The 19,059-nt window shown below is 74.1% G+C and carries 22 protein-coding genes; 13 read left to right on the forward strand and 9 right to left on the reverse strand.

Annotation, left to right across the window (positions count from 1 at the left end; genetic code table 11):
* Window positions 1-8 precede the first annotated feature (8 nt).
* Window positions 9-1,052 (reverse strand): polyprenyl synthetase family protein, encoded by a 1,044-nt coding sequence (locus ACZ6IM_RS18410; protein ID WP_469557556.1) that lies wholly within the window; start codon window positions 1,050-1,052, stop codon window positions 9-11.
* Between the two features lie 860 nt (window positions 1,053-1,912).
* Here ACZ6IM_RS18410 and ACZ6IM_RS18415 point away from each other — a divergent pair.
* Entirely contained in the window at window positions 1,913-2,287 is a 375-nt protein-coding gene (locus ACZ6IM_RS18415) for an SH3 domain-containing protein (RefSeq protein ID WP_052840396.1), read from the forward strand.
* 33 nt (window positions 2,288-2,320) lie between these two features.
* Window positions 2,321-2,695: a hypothetical protein gene (locus ACZ6IM_RS18420; protein WP_052840397.1), complete on the forward strand. Its 375-nt coding sequence runs from the start codon at window positions 2,321-2,323 to the stop codon at window positions 2,693-2,695.
* Window positions 2,696-2,825: 130 nt separating this feature from the next.
* Here the strand turns inward: ACZ6IM_RS18420 and ACZ6IM_RS18425 are convergent, their stop codons facing one another.
* Together ACZ6IM_RS18425 and ACZ6IM_RS18430 are read right to left on the reverse strand one after the other, a co-directional pair.
* Window positions 2,826-3,239: an SRPBCC family protein gene (locus ACZ6IM_RS18425; RefSeq protein ID WP_052840398.1), complete on the reverse strand. Its 414-nt coding sequence runs from the start codon at window positions 3,237-3,239 to the stop codon at window positions 2,826-2,828.
* Between the two features lie 133 nt (window positions 3,240-3,372).
* A complete protein-coding gene (locus ACZ6IM_RS18430; RefSeq protein ID WP_052840399.1) occupies window positions 3,373-3,684 on the reverse strand; it encodes a hypothetical protein in 312 nt (103 codons plus the stop codon).
* A gap of 151 nt (window positions 3,685-3,835) precedes the next feature.
* Here ACZ6IM_RS18430 and ACZ6IM_RS18435 point away from each other — a divergent pair, with 151 nt between their 5' ends.
* The 3 genes from ACZ6IM_RS18435 to ACZ6IM_RS18445 are packed head-to-tail and all read left to right on the forward strand — an operon-like array spanning window position 3,836 to window position 5,573.
* Window positions 3,836-4,546 carry a nucleotidyltransferase family protein gene (locus ACZ6IM_RS18435; protein WP_469557559.1) on the forward strand — a complete coding sequence of 237 codons (711 nt, stop codon included), beginning with the start codon at window positions 3,836-3,838 and terminating at the stop codon, window positions 4,544-4,546.
* The gene (locus ACZ6IM_RS18440) at window positions 4,543-4,848 is read left to right on the forward strand and encodes a BON domain-containing protein (protein ID WP_052840401.1); all 306 of its coding nucleotides are present in this window, start codon (window positions 4,543-4,545) and stop codon (window positions 4,846-4,848) included. The genes ACZ6IM_RS18435 and ACZ6IM_RS18440 overlap by 4 nt, the downstream gene beginning before the upstream one ends.
* Window positions 4,848-5,573: a metallophosphoesterase family protein gene (locus ACZ6IM_RS18445; RefSeq protein ID WP_469557561.1), complete on the forward strand. Its 726-nt coding sequence runs from the start codon at window positions 4,848-4,850 to the stop codon at window positions 5,571-5,573. The genes ACZ6IM_RS18440 and ACZ6IM_RS18445 overlap by 1 nt, the downstream gene beginning before the upstream one ends.
* A gap of 23 nt (window positions 5,574-5,596) precedes the next feature.
* On the opposite strand, the gene ACZ6IM_RS18450 is transcribed toward ACZ6IM_RS18445, so the two are convergent.
* Window positions 5,597-6,235, reverse strand: coding sequence for a GNAT family N-acetyltransferase (locus tag ACZ6IM_RS18450; RefSeq protein WP_469557563.1), 639 nt, complete (start codon window positions 6,233-6,235; stop codon window positions 5,597-5,599).
* A gap of 109 nt (window positions 6,236-6,344) precedes the next feature.
* Here ACZ6IM_RS18450 and ACZ6IM_RS18455 point away from each other — a divergent pair, with 109 nt between their 5' ends.
* From ACZ6IM_RS18455 to ACZ6IM_RS18470, 4 genes are all read left to right on the forward strand, one after another.
* Window positions 6,345-8,837, forward strand: coding sequence for a molybdopterin oxidoreductase family protein (locus ACZ6IM_RS18455; RefSeq protein ID WP_469557565.1), 2,493 nt, complete (start codon window positions 6,345-6,347; stop codon window positions 8,835-8,837).
* Window positions 8,834-9,325 (forward strand): hypothetical protein, encoded by a 492-nt coding sequence (locus ACZ6IM_RS18460; protein WP_052840405.1) that lies wholly within the window; start codon window positions 8,834-8,836, stop codon window positions 9,323-9,325. The genes ACZ6IM_RS18455 and ACZ6IM_RS18460 overlap by 4 nt, the downstream gene beginning before the upstream one ends.
* A 163-nt stretch (window positions 9,326-9,488) precedes the next feature.
* Window positions 9,489-10,022, forward strand: coding sequence for a DoxX family protein (locus tag ACZ6IM_RS18465; protein WP_052840406.1), 534 nt, complete (start codon window positions 9,489-9,491; stop codon window positions 10,020-10,022).
* 92 nt (window positions 10,023-10,114) lie between these two features.
* The gene (locus tag ACZ6IM_RS18470) at window positions 10,115-10,678 is read left to right on the forward strand and encodes a hemerythrin domain-containing protein (RefSeq protein ID WP_052840407.1); all 564 of its coding nucleotides are present in this window, start codon (window positions 10,115-10,117) and stop codon (window positions 10,676-10,678) included.
* A gap of 147 nt (window positions 10,679-10,825) precedes the next feature.
* Here the strand turns inward: ACZ6IM_RS18470 and ACZ6IM_RS18475 are convergent, their stop codons facing one another.
* Entirely contained in the window at window positions 10,826-11,863 is a 1,038-nt protein-coding gene (locus ACZ6IM_RS18475) for an NAD-dependent epimerase/dehydratase family protein (RefSeq protein ID WP_469557568.1), read from the reverse strand.
* 509 nt (window positions 11,864-12,372) lie between these two features.
* Between ACZ6IM_RS18475 and ACZ6IM_RS18480 the strand changes: the two genes are divergently transcribed.
* On the forward strand, window positions 12,373-13,593 hold the full coding sequence (locus tag ACZ6IM_RS18480; RefSeq protein WP_052840408.1) for an MFS transporter: 1,221 nt from the start codon (window positions 12,373-12,375) through the stop codon (window positions 13,591-13,593).
* A gap of 46 nt (window positions 13,594-13,639) precedes the next feature.
* On the opposite strand, the gene ACZ6IM_RS18485 is transcribed toward ACZ6IM_RS18480, so the two are convergent.
* A complete protein-coding gene (locus ACZ6IM_RS18485; RefSeq protein ID WP_052840409.1) occupies window positions 13,640-14,167 on the reverse strand; it encodes a hypothetical protein in 528 nt (175 codons plus the stop codon).
* A 244-nt stretch (window positions 14,168-14,411) separates the two neighbouring features.
* Between ACZ6IM_RS18485 and ACZ6IM_RS18490 the strand changes: the two genes are divergently transcribed.
* Window positions 14,412-15,752 carry an SLC13 family permease gene (locus ACZ6IM_RS18490; RefSeq protein ID WP_469557570.1) on the forward strand — a complete coding sequence of 447 codons (1,341 nt, stop codon included), beginning with the start codon at window positions 14,412-14,414 and terminating at the stop codon, window positions 15,750-15,752.
* A 40-nt stretch (window positions 15,753-15,792) separates the two neighbouring features.
* Here the strand turns inward: ACZ6IM_RS18490 and ACZ6IM_RS18495 are convergent, their stop codons facing one another.
* Both ACZ6IM_RS18495 and ACZ6IM_RS18500 read right to left on the reverse strand, forming a co-directional pair.
* Window positions 15,793-16,560: a maleylpyruvate isomerase family mycothiol-dependent enzyme gene (locus tag ACZ6IM_RS18495; RefSeq protein WP_469557572.1), complete on the reverse strand. Its 768-nt coding sequence runs from the start codon at window positions 16,558-16,560 to the stop codon at window positions 15,793-15,795.
* A gap of 86 nt (window positions 16,561-16,646) precedes the next feature.
* Window positions 16,647-16,982, reverse strand: coding sequence for a carboxymuconolactone decarboxylase family protein (locus ACZ6IM_RS18500; RefSeq protein ID WP_052840412.1), 336 nt, complete (start codon window positions 16,980-16,982; stop codon window positions 16,647-16,649).
* A gap of 170 nt (window positions 16,983-17,152) precedes the next feature.
* On the opposite strand from ACZ6IM_RS18500, the gene ACZ6IM_RS18505 reads away from it, so the two are divergent.
* Both ACZ6IM_RS18505 and ACZ6IM_RS18510 read left to right on the forward strand, forming a co-directional pair.
* A complete protein-coding gene (locus ACZ6IM_RS18505; protein WP_052840451.1) occupies window positions 17,153-17,587 on the forward strand; it encodes a cupin domain-containing protein in 435 nt (144 codons plus the stop codon).
* On the forward strand, window positions 17,584-18,441 hold the full coding sequence (locus ACZ6IM_RS18510; RefSeq protein ID WP_469557574.1) for an aldo/keto reductase: 858 nt from the start codon (window positions 17,584-17,586) through the stop codon (window positions 18,439-18,441). The genes ACZ6IM_RS18505 and ACZ6IM_RS18510 overlap by 4 nt, the downstream gene beginning before the upstream one ends.
* Before the next feature lie 68 nt (window positions 18,442-18,509).
* Here the strand turns inward: ACZ6IM_RS18510 and ACZ6IM_RS18515 are convergent, their stop codons facing one another.
* The gene (locus ACZ6IM_RS18515) at window positions 18,510-18,833 is read right to left on the reverse strand and encodes a hypothetical protein (protein WP_052840414.1); all 324 of its coding nucleotides are present in this window, start codon (window positions 18,831-18,833) and stop codon (window positions 18,510-18,512) included.
* Between the last annotated feature and the right edge of the window lie 226 nt (window positions 18,834-19,059).

Here is a 19,059-nt window from a genome sequence, read left to right on the forward strand (position 1 = left end):
GGACGGGGTCACGACTCGCGGCGGGTCATCGCCCAGGCGATGTCGTGCAGTTGGCGGTAGGCGTCGGCGGTCGGCCGGGCCAGGGACAGGGACCGCAGCGCCGCCGCCAGGTGGCGGCGTGCCTCCTCCTCGGCCGCCTGCCGGCCGCCGGCCTCCTCCACCAGGTGACGGGCCAGGTCCACGTCGGTCTCCCCCGGCCGGTGCGGTGTGCGGTACAGCTCGCGCAGCCGCTCGGCCGCGGGGCCCCGGGCGGCCAGCGCCGCCACCACCGGCAGGGACTTCTTGCGCGCGGCGAGGTCGGCGCCGACCGGCTTGCCGCTGCGCGCGCTGCGGCCCCAGATGCCGAGGATGTCGTCCGTGCACTGGAAGGCCACGCCGAGGCTCCGGCCGAACTCCCGCAGTCCGCCCACCCGGACGCTGTCCGCGCCGGCCAGCACGCCGCCCAGCGCGCAGGCACAGCCGATCAGGGAGCCGGTCTTGCCGGCGGCCATGGCCAGGTAGTCGGCGACCGAGACCTCCTGGGCCTTCTCGAACGCGACGTCGTGGCTCTGCCCCTCCACCAGTTCCAGGAGGCTGCCCACCAGCTCCCGCACGGCCGCCCCGGCCCGGCCCGGGGCGGCCTGGGTCAGCACGCGCAGCGCCGCCACCAGCAGCGCGTCGCCGGTCAGTACGGCCGCGGGGGTCCCGAACAGCGACCAGGCGGCGGGCCGGTGGCGGCGCAGCGCGTCGCCGTCGATGACATCGTCGTGCAGCAGGGTGAAGTCGTGGACCAGCTCGACCGCGACGGCGCCGGGCACCGCCTGGGACGGGTCCGCCCCCACGGCCACCGCCGACAGCAGGGCGAGCGCGGGCCGTACCCTCTTGCCACCCCCGGACGTGGCCGCGCGGGGCGCGCCGTCGGCCTCGCACCAGCCCCGGTGGTACCTGGCCACGAGGCTCTCCGCGGCCGGCAGCGCCTCGACGGCGGACCGCAGGGCGGGTGACAGCACGTCGTCCACCCAGTCCAGTCGCGGGAAGGCACCAGCCGGGGCCGAGTCGGTGATCTGCGACACGTACTACTCCTCACGGTGGCGGGATACGAGGGGAGGGAGAACCGGCGGCGCTCGGTCGCACCGCGCCGCGCCGGCCGTTCCCCAGTCAATCGGCCGCCGGACCACGAGGAGCGGGAGCGCGGCACCCTGCCCATCGAAAGATCACCGAAGCGGCCCAGACCTATGACCATGACCCCAGCCGACAATCACGCCGCCACGGGTACGCCGTCCGCCCCGCCGCGGGATGCGGCGGGGCGGACGGCTCGCGGACGGTCCGTCAGCACGGTGTGGTTGCCATCAACTTCTCGAACGAAGCCATGCAGTCCGGGCAGTGACGCGCCCGTTCACCGTCGGATGCCTCGATACGTTCGCGGAGCTGCTGTCCGCAGAGTGTGGCCGCCGCCTGTTTGGACAGTACGTGCCACACCAACGCTCCGCCCGCCTTCTCCGGGCCCACGCACATTTCGTACATGATCGGCCTCCCAGCCTGGACGCCGCTGACACCCTCCAGGAGACACCGGTTCGGCCGTGACCAGTAGCGCGCGGGGGCCATTCGGGTGACGACCGCTTCGGCCGCCCGGGGCGGGACACACACCCGGAGGGCTGCAAACGATCAGCCAACCGGCCCTGTACGGGTGGTCGCGTGACATGTCGTCGCCGGGCCCGTTGACGCCCGGTCAGGGCGCGTACGCCGGTGACGGCGCAGCCGCTCCGAGGAACGGGGCGGGCGGACGGACGGACACCGGGCCGCTCCCGCCGGGTGCCCGAACGGTGGGCGCCCTGACATTTGTCAGGGACACCGGCGTCCCGGTCGTCCCTAGAGTGCTGAGTGCGAGCCGGGTACCGCCCGGCGGCACGATCGGCACAGGGGGAATCACCACATGACCGTTCGCCCGTTCACCAGGGTCGCGCTCATCGGGGCCGGAGCGCTCGCGCTGCTCGGCCCGCTCACCGCCACGACCGCCGTCGCGGTCTCCGACGACGGCCGGGGCTCCGACCGTGTGCTCGCCGCGCCGTATGCGGTCGAGCCGTACGAGACCGTCAACGTCCGCTCCGGACCGGCCCGTTCCTACGCCAAGGTGGGCTCGGTCGCGGCCGGCCAGCCGCGCGGCGCCTACTGCTGGACACGGGGCGAGACCATCAGCGACCACGGCTACACCAACAACGTCTGGGTGAAGCTCGTCGAGGGCTACGTCAGCGCCGTCTACCTCAAGGGCGACGCGTACGGCGACCTGCCCGCCTCGGCCACCTGCTGACCCGGACCGACCACGACCACGGGGGAACCACACATGAAGCGACTGATGCGTCACTCCGTCACCGCGCTGGCCGCGGCCGCGCTCACCGTCGGCGCGCTCGCCGCCGGCGCCCAGGCCGCCCCGGCCGCGCCGAGCGGCGGGGACCCGGCGCTGACCGACGTCTACATCTGGGCGACGAACGTCCGCCTGCGCCAGCAGCCGACCACCGACTCCAACGTGCTCGCGGTCCGCTCCGCCTACTGGCTGGACGCCGTCTGCCAGAAGCGGGGACAGTACGTGAACGACCCGGCCGTCGGCGGCAACGACTGGTGGACGGCCGTGCAGGAGTTCTCGGGCAGTGACATCGCCTGGGTCAGCAACCTCTATCTCAGGGGCGGCGAGAAGATCGCCGGCGTGCCGGACTGCTGAGGGAGGCGTTCGGCGGACCTTGCGACTGCCGTGACACGGACGGCGGCCAGGGTGAGCACGCCCCGGCCGCCGGCGCGGTCGGGGCCGCGGGCTCCCCGGTCACGGACCCGGCGGGTCCTCGTCGTCCTCCTCAGCCGGCCGCGTTGTCGGTGCGCGTCCTCACCTGTTCCTCCAGCCGCCGCAGGCTGCCGTCGAGGGCCTCGTCCACCGTCCGCCGGCCCGGGTCGTGCCCCTCGTCGAAGAACGACAGGTGCACGGTGACCTCGCTGGCCCCGCTGTCGAGTCCGGCGACCTGCAGCCAGCCGGCGTAGCTGCCCTGCTCGCGGGTGCCCCACTCGAGCCGCATCTGCTCGGGCCGGGCGCTCAGCAGCGCCGAGGTGTCCTGGTCGGTGCGGTCCTCGTGCACGGTGACCGCGGGCGGCTCCTCCGGCTCGACGTGCAGGTCCCGGGGCAACCAGGTCTCCAGCTGCCCGACGTTCGCGGCTTGGTCGAAGACCTGCTCGGGCTGGGCGGGCATGGTGCGGGAACGCTCGTACTCGGTCATGCGGCACCACTCCTCGGCGCTCGGGGTCGTACGAGGTGACGCGTGCCCCTTTCGCCGGGACCGAAGCGCCGGACGGGTGAGCGGCCCGACGGGCGGGGCGGCGCGGGCGGTGCCAGACGCTCCGGTGTCCGCCTCACACGGCGTGCCCCTGGGCGCGCAGCCAGGCGTGCACGGTGTCCTTGTCCGCCGGTGTGATCCGCACCGGGCCCGCCACGTAGGGGCCCTCGTCCTCGGTGAAGCCCGTGTCCGTGACCCTGGCGGTGACCCAGGTGGCCAGGTCCTGGGCGGCCCGTTCGGACAGCGCGCCCCGTTCCCAGCCGTCCCGGGCCTCGCCGGCGGCCTCGGGGTCGTGCCGTTCCGTCTCGGCCAGCCAGGCCGCCACCAGCCGTTCCACGGTCCGGCGGCCGGCGGGGCCGGTCCCCTGACGTGTCCGCTTGTCGCTCATGCCGGGCGAGTGCCCCCGTTCCCGCGTGCGCCACACCGGCACGGGCCGCGGTGTCGGCGCCACGGCGCCGGGTACCCGCCCTTTCGAGGGGGAGGGCCGGTCCGGTCCGTCCCGCGACGGCGACAGCCCGGGAACCGGGAAGGGGACAGTGATGAGGCAGCCCGCCGACGACCACGCCACCGGCCGACGCTCCGGCGTCTCCGAGTTGCGCCCGGCCGCCGGGGAGCGCGGTCCCCTCCCCCGGCGCGAGGCACCTCACGAAGATCTCCCGCTCGACCGCAACCAGGCGATCCTCCAGGCAGCGAAGCAGGTGGGCTCGACCCTGAAGAAGGCGGAGCACCCGTTCGCGCTGGCCGGCAGTGTCGCCGTGTACGCGCACGGAGGCACCCAGAACCTCCAGCACGACGTCGACTTCTGCATCCGGCCCGAGGACGCGGACGCCGTCGCCGCGACGCTGCGGGAGGCGGGGCTGACGGTCTACACACCGCCCGAGGACTGGCTGCTGAAGGCGGACTGCCTGGGGCAGCAGGTCGACCTGATCTTCGAGCTGGCGCACGAGCCCGTCACCACGGAACTGCTGGCCCGGGCCCGGGACCTGTCGGTCGACTCGGTGCTGATGCCGGTCCTGTCGCCGACCGACCTGCTGCACGGCCTGCTGGCGGCCTTCTCGGAGCACCACTGCGACTTCGGTGCGGTGCTGCCGATCGCCCGCACCCTGCGGGAGAAGATCGACTGGGCGGCGCTGCGCCGCGACTGCGGCGACGACCCGATGCCCGCCGCGTTCTTCTTCATCCTCGAACGGCTGGAGATCATTGCTCCGGCCGGTCCACCGGTCACCGCCACGAAGGAGGATCGGCGATGAGCGACCCCGTCGGACACCAGGGCCCCGCGGCGAGCGGCCCCGCCACCGCGGCCGGGACGCCCGAGAACGTCGAGTACCGGGTGGCCCACCTGCAGAACCGGCTCGCCGCGGAGGAACTCGGGGAACTCGGCGTACGTGCCGAGGTCCGGGCCGGGGCGATCGCGCTCACCGGCACGGTGCCCTCGGCGCAGTGCCGGCAGACCGTGCTGCGCGTCGCCCGTGAGGAGCTGGCCGGGCTGACCGTGCACGCCGACATCGTGGTGGCGGACACCACCCGCCCCGACCATGCGGAGGAGCTGTGATGATCCGCGTCGCCGCCGTCGGAGACATCCACATGGGGCCCGACAGCGAAGGACTGCTGCGGCCCGCGTTCGAGACCCTGCCCGACTGTGCCGACCTGCTGCTGCTCGCCGGGGACCTCACCCGGCACGGCACCCCGGAAGAGGCGCGGGTGGTGGCCCGGGAGGTGCGCGACCTGCCGGTGCCGGTGGTGGCGGTCCTCGGGAACCACGACCACCACGACGAACAGCCCGAGAAGGTCACCGCGATCCTCCGGGACGCCGGCGTGACCGTGCTGGAGGGCGAGGGAACGGTCGTGGAGTGCGCCGGGGGCCGGGTGGGGATCGCCGGGACCAAGGGGTTCGGCGGGGGGTTCGTGGGGCGCAGCGCCGGCGAGTTCGGTGAGCCGGTGATGAAGGAGTTCGTGCGGACCACGCGCCGTTCGGCGGACAGTCTGCACGCCGCGCTCAAGGAGCTGGCGGCGGAGGACTGCGCGGCGCGAGTGGCGCTGACGCACTTCTCCCCCGTCGCGGACACGCTCGCCGGGGAGCCGCCGGAGATCCATCCGTTCCTCGGCAGCTACCTCCTGGCGGAGGCGATCGACACGGCCGGCGCCGACCTCGCCGTGCACGGACACGCCCACCTGGGCACGGAGCACGGGATGACGGCGGGCGGAGTCCGGGTGCGCAACGTGGCGCAGCCGGTCATCCGCCGGGCCTTCAGCGTCTACCGCCTGGGGGCGGTCTGACCGCCTGTCCGCCTGTCCGGCCGTCAGGTCCGGTCCGTGTCCTCGGTGGTACGTCCCAGGCAGGTGACATCCGCGGGGTCGAGGCCCGCCGCGGCGATCTCGTGGAAGCCCAGGCGGTCGTAGAAGGCCCTGGCCGGGGTGTTGGCCGTCGCCATCACCAGGTGGACGGCCGGGACGCCGCGTGCGCGCAGGGCCCGCCAGAACGTGCGCATCAGGGCGCGCCCGTGGCCCTGTCCCTGCCAGTCGGGCAGCAGGTCGATGTGCAGGTGGGCGGGGTAGGCGGCCAGTTCCGGGATGATCATGCGCTCCGGGTCGTGCAGCAGTCCGGCCATGACCTCGTCCGGAGTGCCGGGCGGACCCTGCGGCGCCGGGTGGCGGTCCGCGACCCGCGGCAGCCACTTGGTCCGGAACTCCTCGGCGAAGCGCACGGTGTCCGCCGTACCGAGGATGTAGCCGGCCGCTCGTCCCCGGCCGTCGTCCAGCACGAAGGCCAGATCGGGGTCCAGGTGGACGTAGGGGGCGGCGAAGATGGCCGGCAGGACGGCCGGGTCGGCGTACACGGGCCGGCTGTCCCGGCCGTTGTGCGCGGTCCGGATGCAGATGTCGTCGAGGGCCGGGGCGTCGGCGGGGCGGTAGGGGCGTACGTGGGCAGTCGCTGTCACCGCAGCATCCTGCCCGCTTGGGAGCGCTCCCACAAGCGCTTCGCTTCGATCGGTGCCGCTCGGGTACCCGGCGGCGGGCAATGCGACGGACGGTGGCGGGAGGCCCGCGATGGAGGACACGACGGACCGGATCGCGCGGCCGTGGGGCGCACGGGTGCCCTACGGCCGGCACGAGACCTGGCCGGCCCGGGTGGACATGTTCCTCGCGGACGGGGTGGAGCCGGGCGCGGTGCAGCGGTGGGTGCAGTCCGCGTCGATCCTGCACTCGGACGGCGACGCCATGGACATCGCGGTGGCCGACGGCCGCATGGTGGGCGTGCGAGGCCGGGACGTGGACCGGGTCAACCGGGGGCGGCTCGGCCCGAAGGACCTGTTCGGCTGGCAGGCCAACGCCTCCCGTGACCGGCTGACCCGGCCGCTGGTACGGCGCGACGGCCGGTTGGTGGAGACGGACTGGGACACGGCGATGGACCTGGTGGCCGCCCGCTCGCGCGCCCTGCTGGACTCCCGCGGACCGGGCTCGATCGGCTTCTACACCAGCGGGCAGCTGTTCCTGGAGGAGTACTACACGCTCGCCGTCCTGGCCCGGGCCGGCGTCGGCACCAACCACCTCGACGGCAACACCCGGCTGTGCACCGCCACGGCCGCGGAGGCGCTGAAGGAGACGTTCGGCTGCGACGGGCAGCCCGGCAGCTACGACGACTTCGACCACGCCGACGTGATCGCGCTGTTCGGCCACAACATCGCCGAGACCCAGCCCGTGCAGTGGATGCGGCTCCTCGACCGCCTGGAGGGGGCCGACCCGCCGCGGCTGCTGTGTGTGGACCCGCGCCCGACCCGGGTCGCCGCACACGCCGCCGTCCACCTCGCGCCCCGCATCGGCACCAACGTCGCCCTGCTCAACGCGCTGCTGCACGAGACGATCCGGCACGAGCGGATCGACCGGGACTTCATCGCCGCGCACACCGTGGGCTTCGACGAACTTGCCGCCCGGGTCGCCGACTGCACGCCCGAGTGGGCCGCGCAGATCTGCGACGTGCCCGCCGCCCGGATCGAGGAGGCGGCCGAACTCGTCGGCACCGCCGACGCGTTGGTCTCCACCGTCCTCCAGGGCGTCTACCAGTCCCACCAGGCCACCGCCGCCGCCGTCCAGGTCAACAACCTGCACCTGATCCGCGGCATGCTGGGCCGGCCCGGCGCCGGCCTGCTCCAGATGAACGGCCAGCCCACCGCCCAGAACACCCGCGAGTGCGGGGCCGACGGGGACCTGCCGGGCTTCCGCAACTGGCAGAACGACGCGCACGTCGCCGACCTCGCCGCGGTGTGGAACGTCGAGCCGGAGACCATCCCGCACTTCGCGCCGCCGACCCATGCGATGCAGATCTTCCGGTACGCCGAGCAGGGCTCGCTGCGGATGCTGTGGATCAGCGGCACCAACCCCGCCGTCTCGATGCCCGAACTGTCCCGCATCCGCTCGATCCTGGCGCAGGAGAGGCTGTTCACGGTCGTACAGGACCTGTATCTGACGGAGACGGCGCAGCTGGCCGACGTGGTCCTGCCCGCCGCGACCTGGGGCGAGAAGACCGGCACGCTCACCAACGCGGACCGGACGGTGCACCTGTCCCGCAAGGCGGTCGAACCGCCCGGCGAGGCCAGGCCCGACCTGGACATCTTCCTGGACTACGCGCGGCGCATGGACTTCCGGGACAAGGACGGCGGCCCGCTGATCACCTGGGACGGCCCCGAGTCGGCGTTCGAGGCCTGGAAGCGGTGCAGCGCGGGCCGCCCCTGCGACTACACGGGCCTGTCCTACGCCAGGCTGAGCGACACCGGCGGCGTCCAGTGGCCCTGCGACGACCGGGCCCCCGAGGGGACGGCGCGGCTCTACACGGACGGCATCAGCTGGGCCGGTCCCGACCTGTGCGAGAGCTACGGCAAGGACCTGGAGACCGGGGCCTCGCAGGAAGCCGTGGAGTACCGCTCCCTCAACCCCGACGGCAGGGCGATGCTGAAGGCGGCCGCCTATCTGCCGCCGCACGAGGAGCCGGACGAGCAGTACCCGTTCCAGCTCACCACCGGCCGGACGCTCTACCACTTCCACACCCGTACGAAGACCGGGCGGGCGCCCCAGCTGAACGACGCCGCCCCCGACGTGTGGGTGGAGGTCTCCGCCCCGGACGCGGAGCGGCTCGGCCTCGGCGAGGGCGACCTGGTCGAGGTCACCGGCAGGAGCGGCTCCCTGCGCGGACGGCTGCGGGTGAGCGGCATCCGGACGGGGCTGCTGTTCGTGCCGTTCCACTACGGCTACTGGGACACCGAGGGCGGCTCGGGACCCGGTCCGGACACCCCCGGGCGGGCCGCGAACGAGACCACCGTCACCGACTGGGACCCGGCCTCCAAGCAGCCGCTGTTCAAGACGGCCACGGCCGCGCTCACCCTCGTGGAACGCGGGGACGGCCGGCCGTCCCCGGCACCGACCACCACCGCGTCGGCACCGGTCGCCGCCGGTGCCGCCCCGCCCACCTCGGGCGGACCGGCGGCTCGCACGACGGAGCGGGAACCCACGGAGTTCCCGCACGGCCACGAGGAAGGCGCCCGGTGAACGGCATCGACCTGACCCTGCGCACGCTGCACCGCGGCGAGCGGCGGCTGGCCCACGACCTGGTGACCGCCGCCGAGCGGCACCGTACCGAGCACGAGGTCCACCACGTCGCCACCGACCTCGCCCTCTGGTCCCGCGAGCACGTGCGGCGGCTCGCCGGGACCGCCGGGGAGCGCGGCGTGAAGCTGGGCGACCCGCAGGACCACTCCTCGGACGGCGTCTTCGCGACCCTGCGCGAGAAGGCGTCCGAGGCGGTCGTGCACCGGCCGGAGCCGGGCCTGCTCCTCCTGCGCGACCTGCGGGAGCTGCACGTCGCCGCGGCGGAGAACTCACTGCACTGGGAGATGCTGGCCCAGGCCGCCCAGGCGTCGGGGGACAGCGGGCTGCTGGCGCTCGCCTCCTCCTGTCACCCGCAGACACTGCGCCAGATGCGCTGGACCAACACCATGATCAAGAACTTGTCGCCCCAAATCCTCACCAGCCTGTGACCTGCGTGTTCCCCGGGTGGCGAGGCGTCGCACGGACCCGGTGCGCCGCCGGACGCCGAATGGCGCCACCCGGCCGGGGCACCTGAAGATCCCAGTGGGGCACGACCCCGCTGGTGTTCCCGTTGGCACCCCCCTCACCCCCTGGAGAGAGCGAGACAACGTCATGAGTCTTCTGCGTCTGGCCGGCCGGCCGATGCTCGCCTCGATGTTCGTCGCGGGCGGCCTGCAGTCTCTGCGCAGGCCCCAGGACGTGGCGCCGGCGGCCGAGCCGATCGTGCGGCCGGTGGCCGACCGCGTGCCGGCGCTGCCGGACAGCACCGAACAACTCGTACGGCTCAACGGTGCCGTCCACGTGGTCGGCGGGATCATGCTCGGGCTCGGCCGCTGTCCGCGGCTGGCGGCGCTGGCCCTCGCGGTGACGCTGGTCCCCACCACACTGGCGGCGCACCGGTACTGGGAGGCGGCGGACCCCTCCGACCGCGCCCAGCAGCGCATCCACTTCCTCAAGAACCTGTCCATGATGGGCGGGCTGCTGATCGCGGCCGACGACACGGGCAGCGCGCCCTCGCTGCTGTGGCGCGGCCGGCACGCCGCCCAGGACCTGCGGCACGACGCCCACCTGGTGCACCGCTCGGTGCGGGCCGCGGCCGGGCCCGCGGCGCGGGCGGGCGGTGTCCGGGCCAGGCTCGGAGTCTGATTCCGACCGGGCGTTAACCCGCCTCCCGCGGGGGGACCCGGCGCCCGTGGCGGCCGGTCCCGCAACCGCCACGATCCTTTTGGAGGTGGAGCATGGGACACGGAGGAAATGTCATCGACGAGCTGACGACCGATCACCGTGAGGTCGAGGAACTCTTCGGCAGGATCGAGGCGCTGCCGCCCGGTCACAAGGACCGCAAGCTGTACGCCGATCAGGCCACGATCGAGCTGATCCGGCACTCGGTGGCGGAGGAGGCGTATCTCTACCCGGCGGTCCGGGAGCACGTGGCCAACGGGGGCGCTCTCGCGGACAAGGAGCTGGAGGACCACGCCGAGGCCGAGCAGATCATGAAGGATCTGGAGGGCCGGGCGGCGGACGACGCCGAGTTCGACCGGTTGATCGGCAAGCTGATGAGCGAGATCCGTGAGCACGTCGCCGACGAGGAGGGCAACCTGTTCCCGCGGCTGCGCGAGGCGTGCCCGGCACAGGCACTGGACGAGTTGGGCGACAAGGTCCGTCAGGCGAAGAAGACGGCGCCGACCCGTCCGCATCCGTCGGCCCCGGACAAGCCCCCGATGAACAAGCTGCTCGCCCCCGGCGCGGGCATGGTCGACCGGGTGCGGGACGCCCTGTCGGGGCGCGGCAAGTCCGGCTGAGCGGCCGGCGTCGGCACCGTCTGCGAGGGCCCGTCGCCGTGGCGACGGGCCCTCGCAGACGGTGTGCCGGGCGCGCCCGGTGGCGGGCCGGGGGCTCAGGTGGGGTGCGGGCGGTGGCTCAGGTGGTGTGCGGGGCGGTGTGCGCGCTCACGCCCACCACTCCTCCCCCGTGCGCCCGTCCGTCGTCTCCCCGCCCGGCGCGGGGAAGGGCTCGCGGCGTCCGCGGAAGGCGGCGACGGTGCGTTCCAGGCCGTCCTGCCAGGTCACGCTCGGCAGCCAGCCGAAGATCTCGCGGGCGAAACCGGTGACCGGCCGGGGCCCGACGTGCCCGTCCCCCGGGTCCTCGACAAACGCCAGCGGAGAGTCGGAGCCGGTCAGCTCGATCACCAGGCGGGCGATCTCCGCGGCCGTGGGCTCCTCGTCGCCGCCGATGTCCACGGGCCGCACCGAACGTCCGGCCGCGACCAGCAGTACGCCGTCCACCATGTCGTCGACGTAGCACAGGGGGTGCCTCGCGCTGCCGTCCCCGGGGACCGTGACCGGACGGCCGGCCAGCGCCTGCTCGATGAGGGCGGCCGGTGTCGCCCCGCCGTCCGCCCGCATGCCGGGGCCGTAGCCCGCGAACAGCCGGACGATCCCGGCGTTCGCGCCGTGGGCACCCGCGTGCGCGGCGACCAGGGCCTCGGCGAACCGGACGGCCTCGGCGCACGCGCGGTGCGGGCCGACCGGGTCGGCTTCGTCAAGGGCGTCGCCGCGGGCGTCGGGGCTCCCCGGGGGCGAGGAGGCGAGCAGGAACCGGGCGCCGTCCCGGCCGGCGACGGCCAACGCGGTACGGGTGCCCAGGCTGCCCGCGTCGAGGGCCTCGACGGGCCGCTCCGGCCGGGCGGCCGGGGACGCGGGTCCCGCCAGGTGCAGGACGAGGTCGTAGGGGCCGGTGAGCGCGTCAGCGCAGCCGGGTGCGGAGATGTCCAGTTCCAGGAAGCGGAAGCCGGGGCGGCCCGCCAGGTGGGCCACCTTCTCGGCCCGCCCGGTGGAGAGGTTGTCCAGGCAGTCGACCTCGGCCCCCGCGTCGAGCAGCCGGGTGCACAGGTGGGAGCCGAGGAATCCGGCGCCGCCGGTCACCAGGACACGGTCCCAGGGCGTACGGGACTCCCCCCGTGAACTGAACGCCGCCATCGGCATCATGAGGACGACCTTTCTCCCTCGGAGCGCTGAACAGCGTCCCCCGAGTCCCCCACCGGGGCGCTCACATGCCCGGACGCCCGCTGCCGGGACCACGCTCCGTGACGACGGTCACGGCCGACGGGTCCGCCGGCCGCCCGCGGAATGCTGTGATCAAGCACACTCGCGTCACCAAGTGCGGCACGGGCAGCGGTGGTTGCCCCGTCCGGGCCGAGGACGTGGGCGTGCGGCGGCGACAACTCGCCGGTCCCTTCTGCCACGATGGTCGGCGCCGTGTCCGGATCGGTGGAACAGCCGCGCAGCGCAGCCGGCCTGCTCGTTCCCGTCCGCTTCCCCTTCGGGTCCCGCGACCCGCCTTCGAGTGGCGCACTGTGTCTTCTTCCTCCGTCTCCGCCCAGCCGCCCCCTGCCGCCTCGCCGTCCGAGGCGCCCGAACCGTCCGTATCACCCGTGCCATCCGTGCCGTCCGGATCGGCGAGCCGCTCGCCGTGGCGGTCCCTGAGACACCGCAGCATGCGCTGGTGGTCGGTCGCGAACTTCGTGTCGAACGCCGGCACGTGGATGCAGCTCACCGTGCAGAACCTGCTGGTCCTGCAGATCACCGGCTCCGCCGCGGCGACGGGTCTGTCGATGTCCGTCCAGGCCGCGCCCGCGCTGCTGATCAGTGTGTTCGGCGGCGCGGCCGTCGACCGCTGGCCGCGCAGACTGACCGCCGCGGTCAGCCAGGCGCTGCTCGGAGCGGTCGCGTTCGTGACCGCGCTCATGGTGGCGCTCGACCGGCTCGACGTGACCTCCCTGATGGTGCTGGCCGCCGTCACCGGCGTCATCGCCACGGTCGACGGCCCGGCGTGTTCCCTGCTGGGCAACGACCTCGTCCCGCGCGAGGACGTGCCCTCCGCGATCGGGGTGGGGGCCCTGGTGCACCAGTCGGGCCGGCTCGCGGGCGCCGCGCTCGCCGGTGTGACGGTCGGCTTCCTCGGCACGGCCGCCGCGTACGCCGCCAACGGGCTGTCGTTCCTGTTCGTGGCCTCGGTCATCCCCTTCCTGCGCCCGGCCCGCGGTGCGATCCAGCATGCGCGGGCGGCCGAGGACCGCGGCACGAAGGACACCATGAGCGTGCGCGAGGGACTGGCCTTCTTCGCCCGCCGCCCCCGGCTGCTGGCGCTGGCCGGTGTCACCGGGGTCAGCGCGGTCTTCGGACGCAACTACCAGCTGACCCTGGCCGTGCTGGTCACCGGTCCGCTCGCGGGCGGCGCGGGGTCCTTCGGCACCGTCTCCACGGTGCTGGCGGTCGGCGGCATCGTCGGCGCCGTCCTCGGCGCCCGGCTGCGCCGCCCCTCGGTACGGGTGGTGGGCGCGCTGGCCGCGGCCGGCGGGCTGCTGCAGGTGGTGGCGGGGCTGTCGCCGTCGCTGGCCCTCCTGCTGGTGATGGTGCTGCCGATGGCCGTGGTGGAGTCCGTCTCCGACACCGCCGGTACGGCGGTGCTCCAGACCGACCCGCCCGCACACCTGCGGGGCCGGGTGCTCGGGGTGTGGGGCAGCATCGGCACGGTGTGGGGCCTGGGCGGGCCGCCCGCGCTGGGCCTCCTGATGGAGCTGGCCGGGGCCCGCGGCGCGCTGATCGCGGGCGGACTGATCATCGCCGGCACGATCGGCGCGGGCCACCTCCTGCGCGAGCGCCGGGCGACGGTGCCGAGGGTGTCCCCGGTGGCGAACCTGGAGACGGCTGCCTGAGGCCCGCCCGTGCCCGCGCGGGCGTCCTGCGCGGGCACGGCGCCGGTCAGGCGACGAGAGCCTGCCCCGGGTCCAGCCGGGCCATGAGCCCGGCGTGATGGAGGGCGGCGACGGGAGCGACGAGGTCCGGGTGGCGCAGCAGCGCCGCCGCCCGGCGGTCGGCGTCGCCCGGTGCGAGCAGGCGGCGGAACTCCGCCGGTGTCCCGGCCGACGGTCCGCCCTCCGCCAGCGCGGCCACGGCCGGCCCGGCGAGCGCCGGGTCGGCCAGCAGACAGGCCGCCCAGCTGGCGACGACCTCGTCCACCCAGGTCCGCCAGGCGTCCGCGTCCGGGTCGGCGGACGTCGCGCCGTCGGCGCCGGTCACCCGGTCGAGCCGGGCGGAGCCCCCGGGACCGGCCACACCCAGCAGAGCCACGTCCATCGGGGTCGGGTAGCGCAGCCGGGCCGCGACCGTCACGGCCTGCCGGGCCTGCGCCTCGCACAGGGCGTCGGCCAGGGCGCCGCCGGACGCCGGATAGGCGCGGGTGAGCCACTGTGCGGTCGCCGCGATGACGGGGGAGAGATCTGTGTGCACTGCCGGGCCGTCCGAACTGCTCGTCGTGGGGGAACACGGGGTCCGTGGAAACCGTAGCCCGCGGCACGCGGCGCGGAACACGGTCCGGCTCCCGCCCGGGACGTGGCCTCGGCCACACCCCGTCCCGCGGATTCCGTCCCCGCCCGGGAATGCGACCCTGTATGCCGTTCGCCGATCACCGGGTTCCCGCCCGGCTCACCGGTGTGGAGGAGAAGTCCTGAGTACCACCGTCCTCTCCGAGGCCGTGCCCGTCGTCCTGCTGCTGGGCGTCCTGGCCTTCGCGGTGCTGCGCCCCCGGGGGCTGCCGGAGGCGGTGGCCGCCGTGCCCGCCGCCGTGCTGGTCGTGGCGCTCGGCATGGTGTCCCCGCACGAGGCGTGGGAGCAGACCCGCACGCTGCTGCCGGTCGTCGTCTTCCTCGCGCTGGTGCTGATGCTGGCGTACCTGTGCGCCAAGGAGGGTCTGTTCGAGGCCGTCGGCGCGGTCGTGGCCCGCCGGTGCGGGGGAAGCCCGCGGCGGCTGCTGGCCGGGGTGTTCGCCGTGGCCTGCGCGGTCACGGCCGTGCTCAGTCTGGACGCCACCGCGGTCCTGCTCACCCCCGTGGTCCTGGCCACCGCGTCCCGGGCCGGGGCGCGGGCCCGCCCGCACGTGTACGCGACGGCACACCTGGCGAACTCCGCCTCGCTGCTCCTGCCGGTCTCCAATCTGACCAACCTGCTGGCGTTCGCGGCCAGCGGGCTGACCTTCACCCGGTTCGCCGCGCTGATGGCGCTGCCCTGGCTGGCGGCGATCGCCGTCGAGTACGCCGTGTTCCGCCGCTTCTTCCGCGCGGACCTGGCCGTGCCGGTGACCGCGGCCCCAGCGCGGGTCGGGCCGGTCCCCCTCGCTCCCGGGCCGGCCGGACCCGCCGGGCCCTCGGCCGCGAAGGCACCGGGCGGCGGCGCCGGTGGCGGGCCGAGCACGGTGGCCGCGCCGCCCGCGCCTTCCGTGCCGCGTTTCACCGTGGTCGTCGTGACCCTGACCCTGGCCGGGTTCGCCGTGGCCTCACCGGCCGGGGTGGACCCCGCCTGGGCGGCGCTCGGCGGCGTGCTGGTGCTCGGGGTGCGGGCGCTGGCCCGGCGCCATGTCGGGCCCCGGGAGCTGGTGGGCGCCGCCGCGCCGCTGTTCTGCCTGTTCGTGCTGGCCCTCGGCATCGTGGTGCAGGGGGTGGTGGCGGGCCCGGCGGCGACCGGGCTCGGGCGGCTGCTGCCGGACGGGGACGCGCTGCCGGCACTGCTCGCGGTGGCGGCGGTCGCCGCGGTGCTGGCCAACGTGGTCAACAACCTGCCCGCCGTACTCGCCCTGCTCCCGCTGGCCGCGCCCGGCGGGCCGGGCCAGGTCCTCGCCGTACTGATCGGTGTGAACCTGGGCCCCAACCTGACCTACGTCGGTTCGCTGGCCACCCTGCTGTGGCGGCGCATCCTGCACCGGCACGGCGTGGAGGTGGAGCTCGGCCGGTTCACCGCGCTGGGGCTGCTCACCGTGCCGGCCACGGTCGCCGCCTCAACGGTGGCCCTGTGGGGGGCGCTGCGCGTCATCGGCGCCTGATGCCCGGGGCGCCGCCGCGTACGGGAGGTCCGCTCACCGGTCACTGGGTCGCCACGACGAGGCAGCGCCTCAGTCCCGCCACGGCCCGGGGATCGCCCTCGACCGTCACCTCGCGGTCCCCTTCGGCTCCCGCCCGGTTCCAGAGCGAGCGCAGCACGCCCTCCGGGGTGCCGCTCAGCGTCACGTCGGCCGTGCCGTCGCCCGCGCCGTCCGTGACGGTGAACTCCCCCGGTCCGGTCCGCACCCGCCATGCCGCGTCGTCGCCGGCCCGCACCAGGAACGTACGGCCCGGCGAGCCGTCCAGGATCCCGGCGAAGTAGTCGCCCCACTCGGCCACGGCGTAGGCGGCGAAGACCTTGAGCAGTTCGTCGACGCCGTCCACGGCGAGGTCGTCCGGTACGGCGGTGACGGGACGTCCGGTGGCGAGTTCGGCGTCGATGCGGTGGACGACGGTCTCCTGCGCCATCCGCCGGATCCAGAAGCCGACGCTCCGGTCGGGGCCGTACCAGGTGCCGGCCGGGTCCTCGGGGGCGCGGGTGGCGAACTCGGCGCGCAGTGCGGTGTAGCCGCGGTCGAGCAGCGCCGTGGGCGCCACCTCGGCGAACTCCTCGGGCGGCCAGGGCTCGGGCTCCGCGCCGTCGCGCACGGCGGCGGCCTTGTGCAGGTAGACCTCGCCGACGTGGCGGGTCAGGTCGGCGACCGTCCAGCCGGGACAGGTCGGCACCGGGGCGTCGGCGTCGGTCTCCACGACGGCCCGCAGCCGGTCGTGGTCGGCCGCGAGGCAGTCGAGGAAGCGGGTGAACTCCATGCCGTCGAGCCAAACACACGTTCAGGTCCGGGACACGGTGTTTTCCACGCGCGACAGCCCGGTGCGCGCGACAGCGCCCGGGACGTTCAGTCCTGTTCCTCGACGATGTCCTTCAGCACGCTCGTCGCTCCCATGCCGTTGGGCCAGCCGGAGTAGAACGCCAGGTGCAGCAGCGCCTCCTTCAGCTCCTCGTCGGTGACGCCGTTCCGGCGGGCGAAGGCGAGGTGGAACCGCAGCTGGTCCGTCTTCCCGAGCGCGGTCAGCGCGGCGACGGTGACGAGGCTGCGGTCGCGCCGGGACAGGCCCTCACGCTCCCAGACCTCGTCGAAGAGGACCCTGTCGGTGTAATGGACCATCCCCGGGGCGAAGTCTCCGAAGGCGTTCTTCCCGCCGCTCCAGCCGGGGCTCGTGTTCTCGGCCATGGTCTCTCCCTACCTGGGTCGACGTCCGTCGACCCATCCTCGAAGGTGCGAGGCCAAGGACACCACCGGACAGGCCGGACGAGGGAGTCACCGGTGAAGGACGTACTGGCAGGGCACCCCTCACCGCGGCCGCGCGGCTTAGCGTGGAAGGCATGGACGCCAGCAACGAGATGACCGTCGACGGATTCGACCAGATCTTCCCGCTCGGGGAGAAGAACGACGCCTTCGCGCAGTACTTCACCGGCCAGAGCTACCTGGCTCCGCTCGCCTCGGGGAGCGTTCCGGTCAGCAACGTCTCCTTCGAGCCGGGCTGCCGCAACAACTGGCACATCCACCACGGCACGGGCGGCGGCGGTGACCAGGTCCTGCTGTGCACGGCGGGCAGCGGCTGGTACCAGGCCGAGGGCGAGGAGCCGGTCAGCATGGAGCCGGGCACGGTGATCCGCGTCCCGGCGGGCACGAAGCACTGGCACGGCGCGAAGGCCGACTCGTGGTTCTCCCACATCGCCTTCATCACCCCTGGCGAAGACGTCAGCAACGAATGGCTCGAACCCGTCACCGACGAGGCGTACGGCGAGCTGCCGAGGAACGGAGCGCACGCATGACAGTCCTGGACGAGACCTACGCGCTGTCCAACGGCGTCGAGATCCCCAAACTGGGGCTCGGCACCTGGTTCATCGACGACGACCGGGCGGCCGAGGCGGTCCGCGCGGCCGTGGGGATCGGCTACCGCAACATCGACACCGCCCAGGCCTACGGCAACGAGCGCGGCGTCGGCGAGGGCGTGCGCACCGCCGGAGTGCCCCGTGACGAGCTGTTCGTCTCGACCAAGCTCGCCGCCGAGATCAAGGACTACGACCGGGCGGTCGACGCGATCGACGGGTCCCTGGAGAAACTCGGGACCGAGTACATCGACCTGATGCTCATCCACAGTCCGCAGCCGTGGGACGACTTCCGCGGCGGCGACTACGCCGAGGGCAACCGCGCGGCGTGGCGCGCCCTGGAGGAGGCGTACCAAAGCGGCCGGATCCGCTCCATCGGGGTGTCCAACTTCCAGCAGGAGGACCTGGAGAACGTCCTGCGGGACGCGAAGGTCGTGCCGCACGTGAACCAGCTGCTCGTCCACGCCGGCAACACCCCCTCGCAGCTGCTGGACTACTGCGAGGGCAAGCAGATCCTCGTCGAGGCGTACTCGCCGATCGCACACGGAGCGATCCTGGAGAACGCCGAGGTCCGGGCGATGGCGGACAAGTACGGGGTGTCCGTCCCGCAGCTGTGCATCCGCTACACCCTGCAGCTGGGCACGGTGTCGCTGCCCAAGACGGCGAACCCCGAGCACATGCGGGCCAACGCCGAGGTCGACTTCGAGATCTCCGGCGACGACATGGACGCCCTGCGGGGCCTGCGCGACCTGGACTACGGCGAACACAGCGCGTTCCCGGTCTACAGCGGCAAGTGACGCCGGAGGGCACCGGTCGAGCGGGTGCCTGTCCCGCTCTCAGCCGCGCCCCCGCGTGCGGTCCGCGCTCACCACGCCGGGCTGGGGACCGCGGGGCGGCGGACCGCCTCGGCCGCGTCCCGCAGGTGGAGGGCGACGGAGATCAGTGATCGCAGTGCCGAGGGCCGCAGGCTCTGGGCGCTCTCGGCGGCCAGCACCAGCAGACAGCCGGCGGCCTGCTCGACGACCGGCACGGAGAACGCGAAGTCGTCGCCGTCGGCCCCGCGGAAGGCGCGCCACGGCGTGGCGGCACCGTCGATGGCCTTGTGCACCGCCTGTTCGAGATGGTGCGCGGCCTGCTGGCACACGGAGGCGGGCAGGACGATGGTCCGGTGAAACGCTGAACTGGTCATAGTCCCATTGCTCCCCCGCCCCCGGGTTGCCCGATCGGCGCACGGGGCGGATTTCACCGTGTCGGCGGCAGCCGGGCCACGCCGCGGCCACGCGACCTCGCGCCTGACTGCGGCCCCGGCCGACCGCCGCACCTGCCCGGTTCGGTGAGGGCGGCGTCCCGCGTGCGAGGCCGAGCCGGCCGGCCTGGCACGCGCCCGTCCGCTGCCGCGCGGCCCTGGTCGGCCG

The sequence above is a fragment of the Streptomyces sp. NPDC042336 genome (genome assembly GCF_055581985.1).

Coding starts and splice junctions, on each gene's coding strand:
- ACZ6IM_RS18455 (WP_469557565.1), top strand. CDS start 6,345: ATGGAGGACACGACGGACCGGATCGCGCGGCCGTGGGGCGCACGGGTG.
- ACZ6IM_RS18505 (WP_052840451.1), top strand. CDS start 17,153: ATGACCGTCGACGGATTCGACCAGATCTTCCCGCTCGGGGAGAAGAAC.
- ACZ6IM_RS18480 (WP_052840408.1), top strand. CDS start 12,373: ATGCGCTGGTGGTCGGTCGCGAACTTCGTGTCGAACGCCGGCACGTGG.
- ACZ6IM_RS18440 (WP_052840401.1), top strand. CDS start 4,543: ATGAGCGACCCCGTCGGACACCAGGGCCCCGCGGCGAGCGGCCCCGCC.
- ACZ6IM_RS18445 (WP_469557561.1), top strand. CDS start 4,848: ATGATCCGCGTCGCCGCCGTCGGAGACATCCACATGGGGCCCGACAGC.
- ACZ6IM_RS18495 (WP_469557572.1), bottom strand. CDS start 16,560: ATGGAGTTCACCCGCTTCCTCGACTGCCTCGCGGCCGACCACGACCGG.
- ACZ6IM_RS18475 (WP_469557568.1), bottom strand. CDS start 11,863: ATGATGCCGATGGCGGCGTTCAGTTCACGGGGGGAGTCCCGTACGCCC.
- ACZ6IM_RS18465 (WP_052840406.1), top strand. CDS start 9,489: ATGAGTCTTCTGCGTCTGGCCGGCCGGCCGATGCTCGCCTCGATGTTC.
- ACZ6IM_RS18515 (WP_052840414.1), bottom strand. CDS start 18,833: ATGACCAGTTCAGCGTTTCACCGGACCATCGTCCTGCCCGCCTCCGTG.
- ACZ6IM_RS18425 (WP_052840398.1), bottom strand. CDS start 3,239: ATGACCGAGTACGAGCGTTCCCGCACCATGCCCGCCCAGCCCGAGCAG.
- ACZ6IM_RS18500 (WP_052840412.1), bottom strand. CDS start 16,982: ATGGCCGAGAACACGAGCCCCGGCTGGAGCGGCGGGAAGAACGCCTTC.
- ACZ6IM_RS18430 (WP_052840399.1), bottom strand. CDS start 3,684: ATGAGCGACAAGCGGACACGTCAGGGGACCGGCCCCGCCGGCCGCCGG.
- ACZ6IM_RS18415 (WP_052840396.1), top strand. CDS start 1,913: ATGACCGTTCGCCCGTTCACCAGGGTCGCGCTCATCGGGGCCGGAGCG.
- ACZ6IM_RS18470 (WP_052840407.1), top strand. CDS start 10,115: ATGGGACACGGAGGAAATGTCATCGACGAGCTGACGACCGATCACCGT.
- ACZ6IM_RS18420 (WP_052840397.1), top strand. CDS start 2,321: ATGAAGCGACTGATGCGTCACTCCGTCACCGCGCTGGCCGCGGCCGCG.
- ACZ6IM_RS18435 (WP_469557559.1), top strand. CDS start 3,836: ATGAGGCAGCCCGCCGACGACCACGCCACCGGCCGACGCTCCGGCGTC.
- ACZ6IM_RS18510 (WP_469557574.1), top strand. CDS start 17,584: ATGACAGTCCTGGACGAGACCTACGCGCTGTCCAACGGCGTCGAGATC.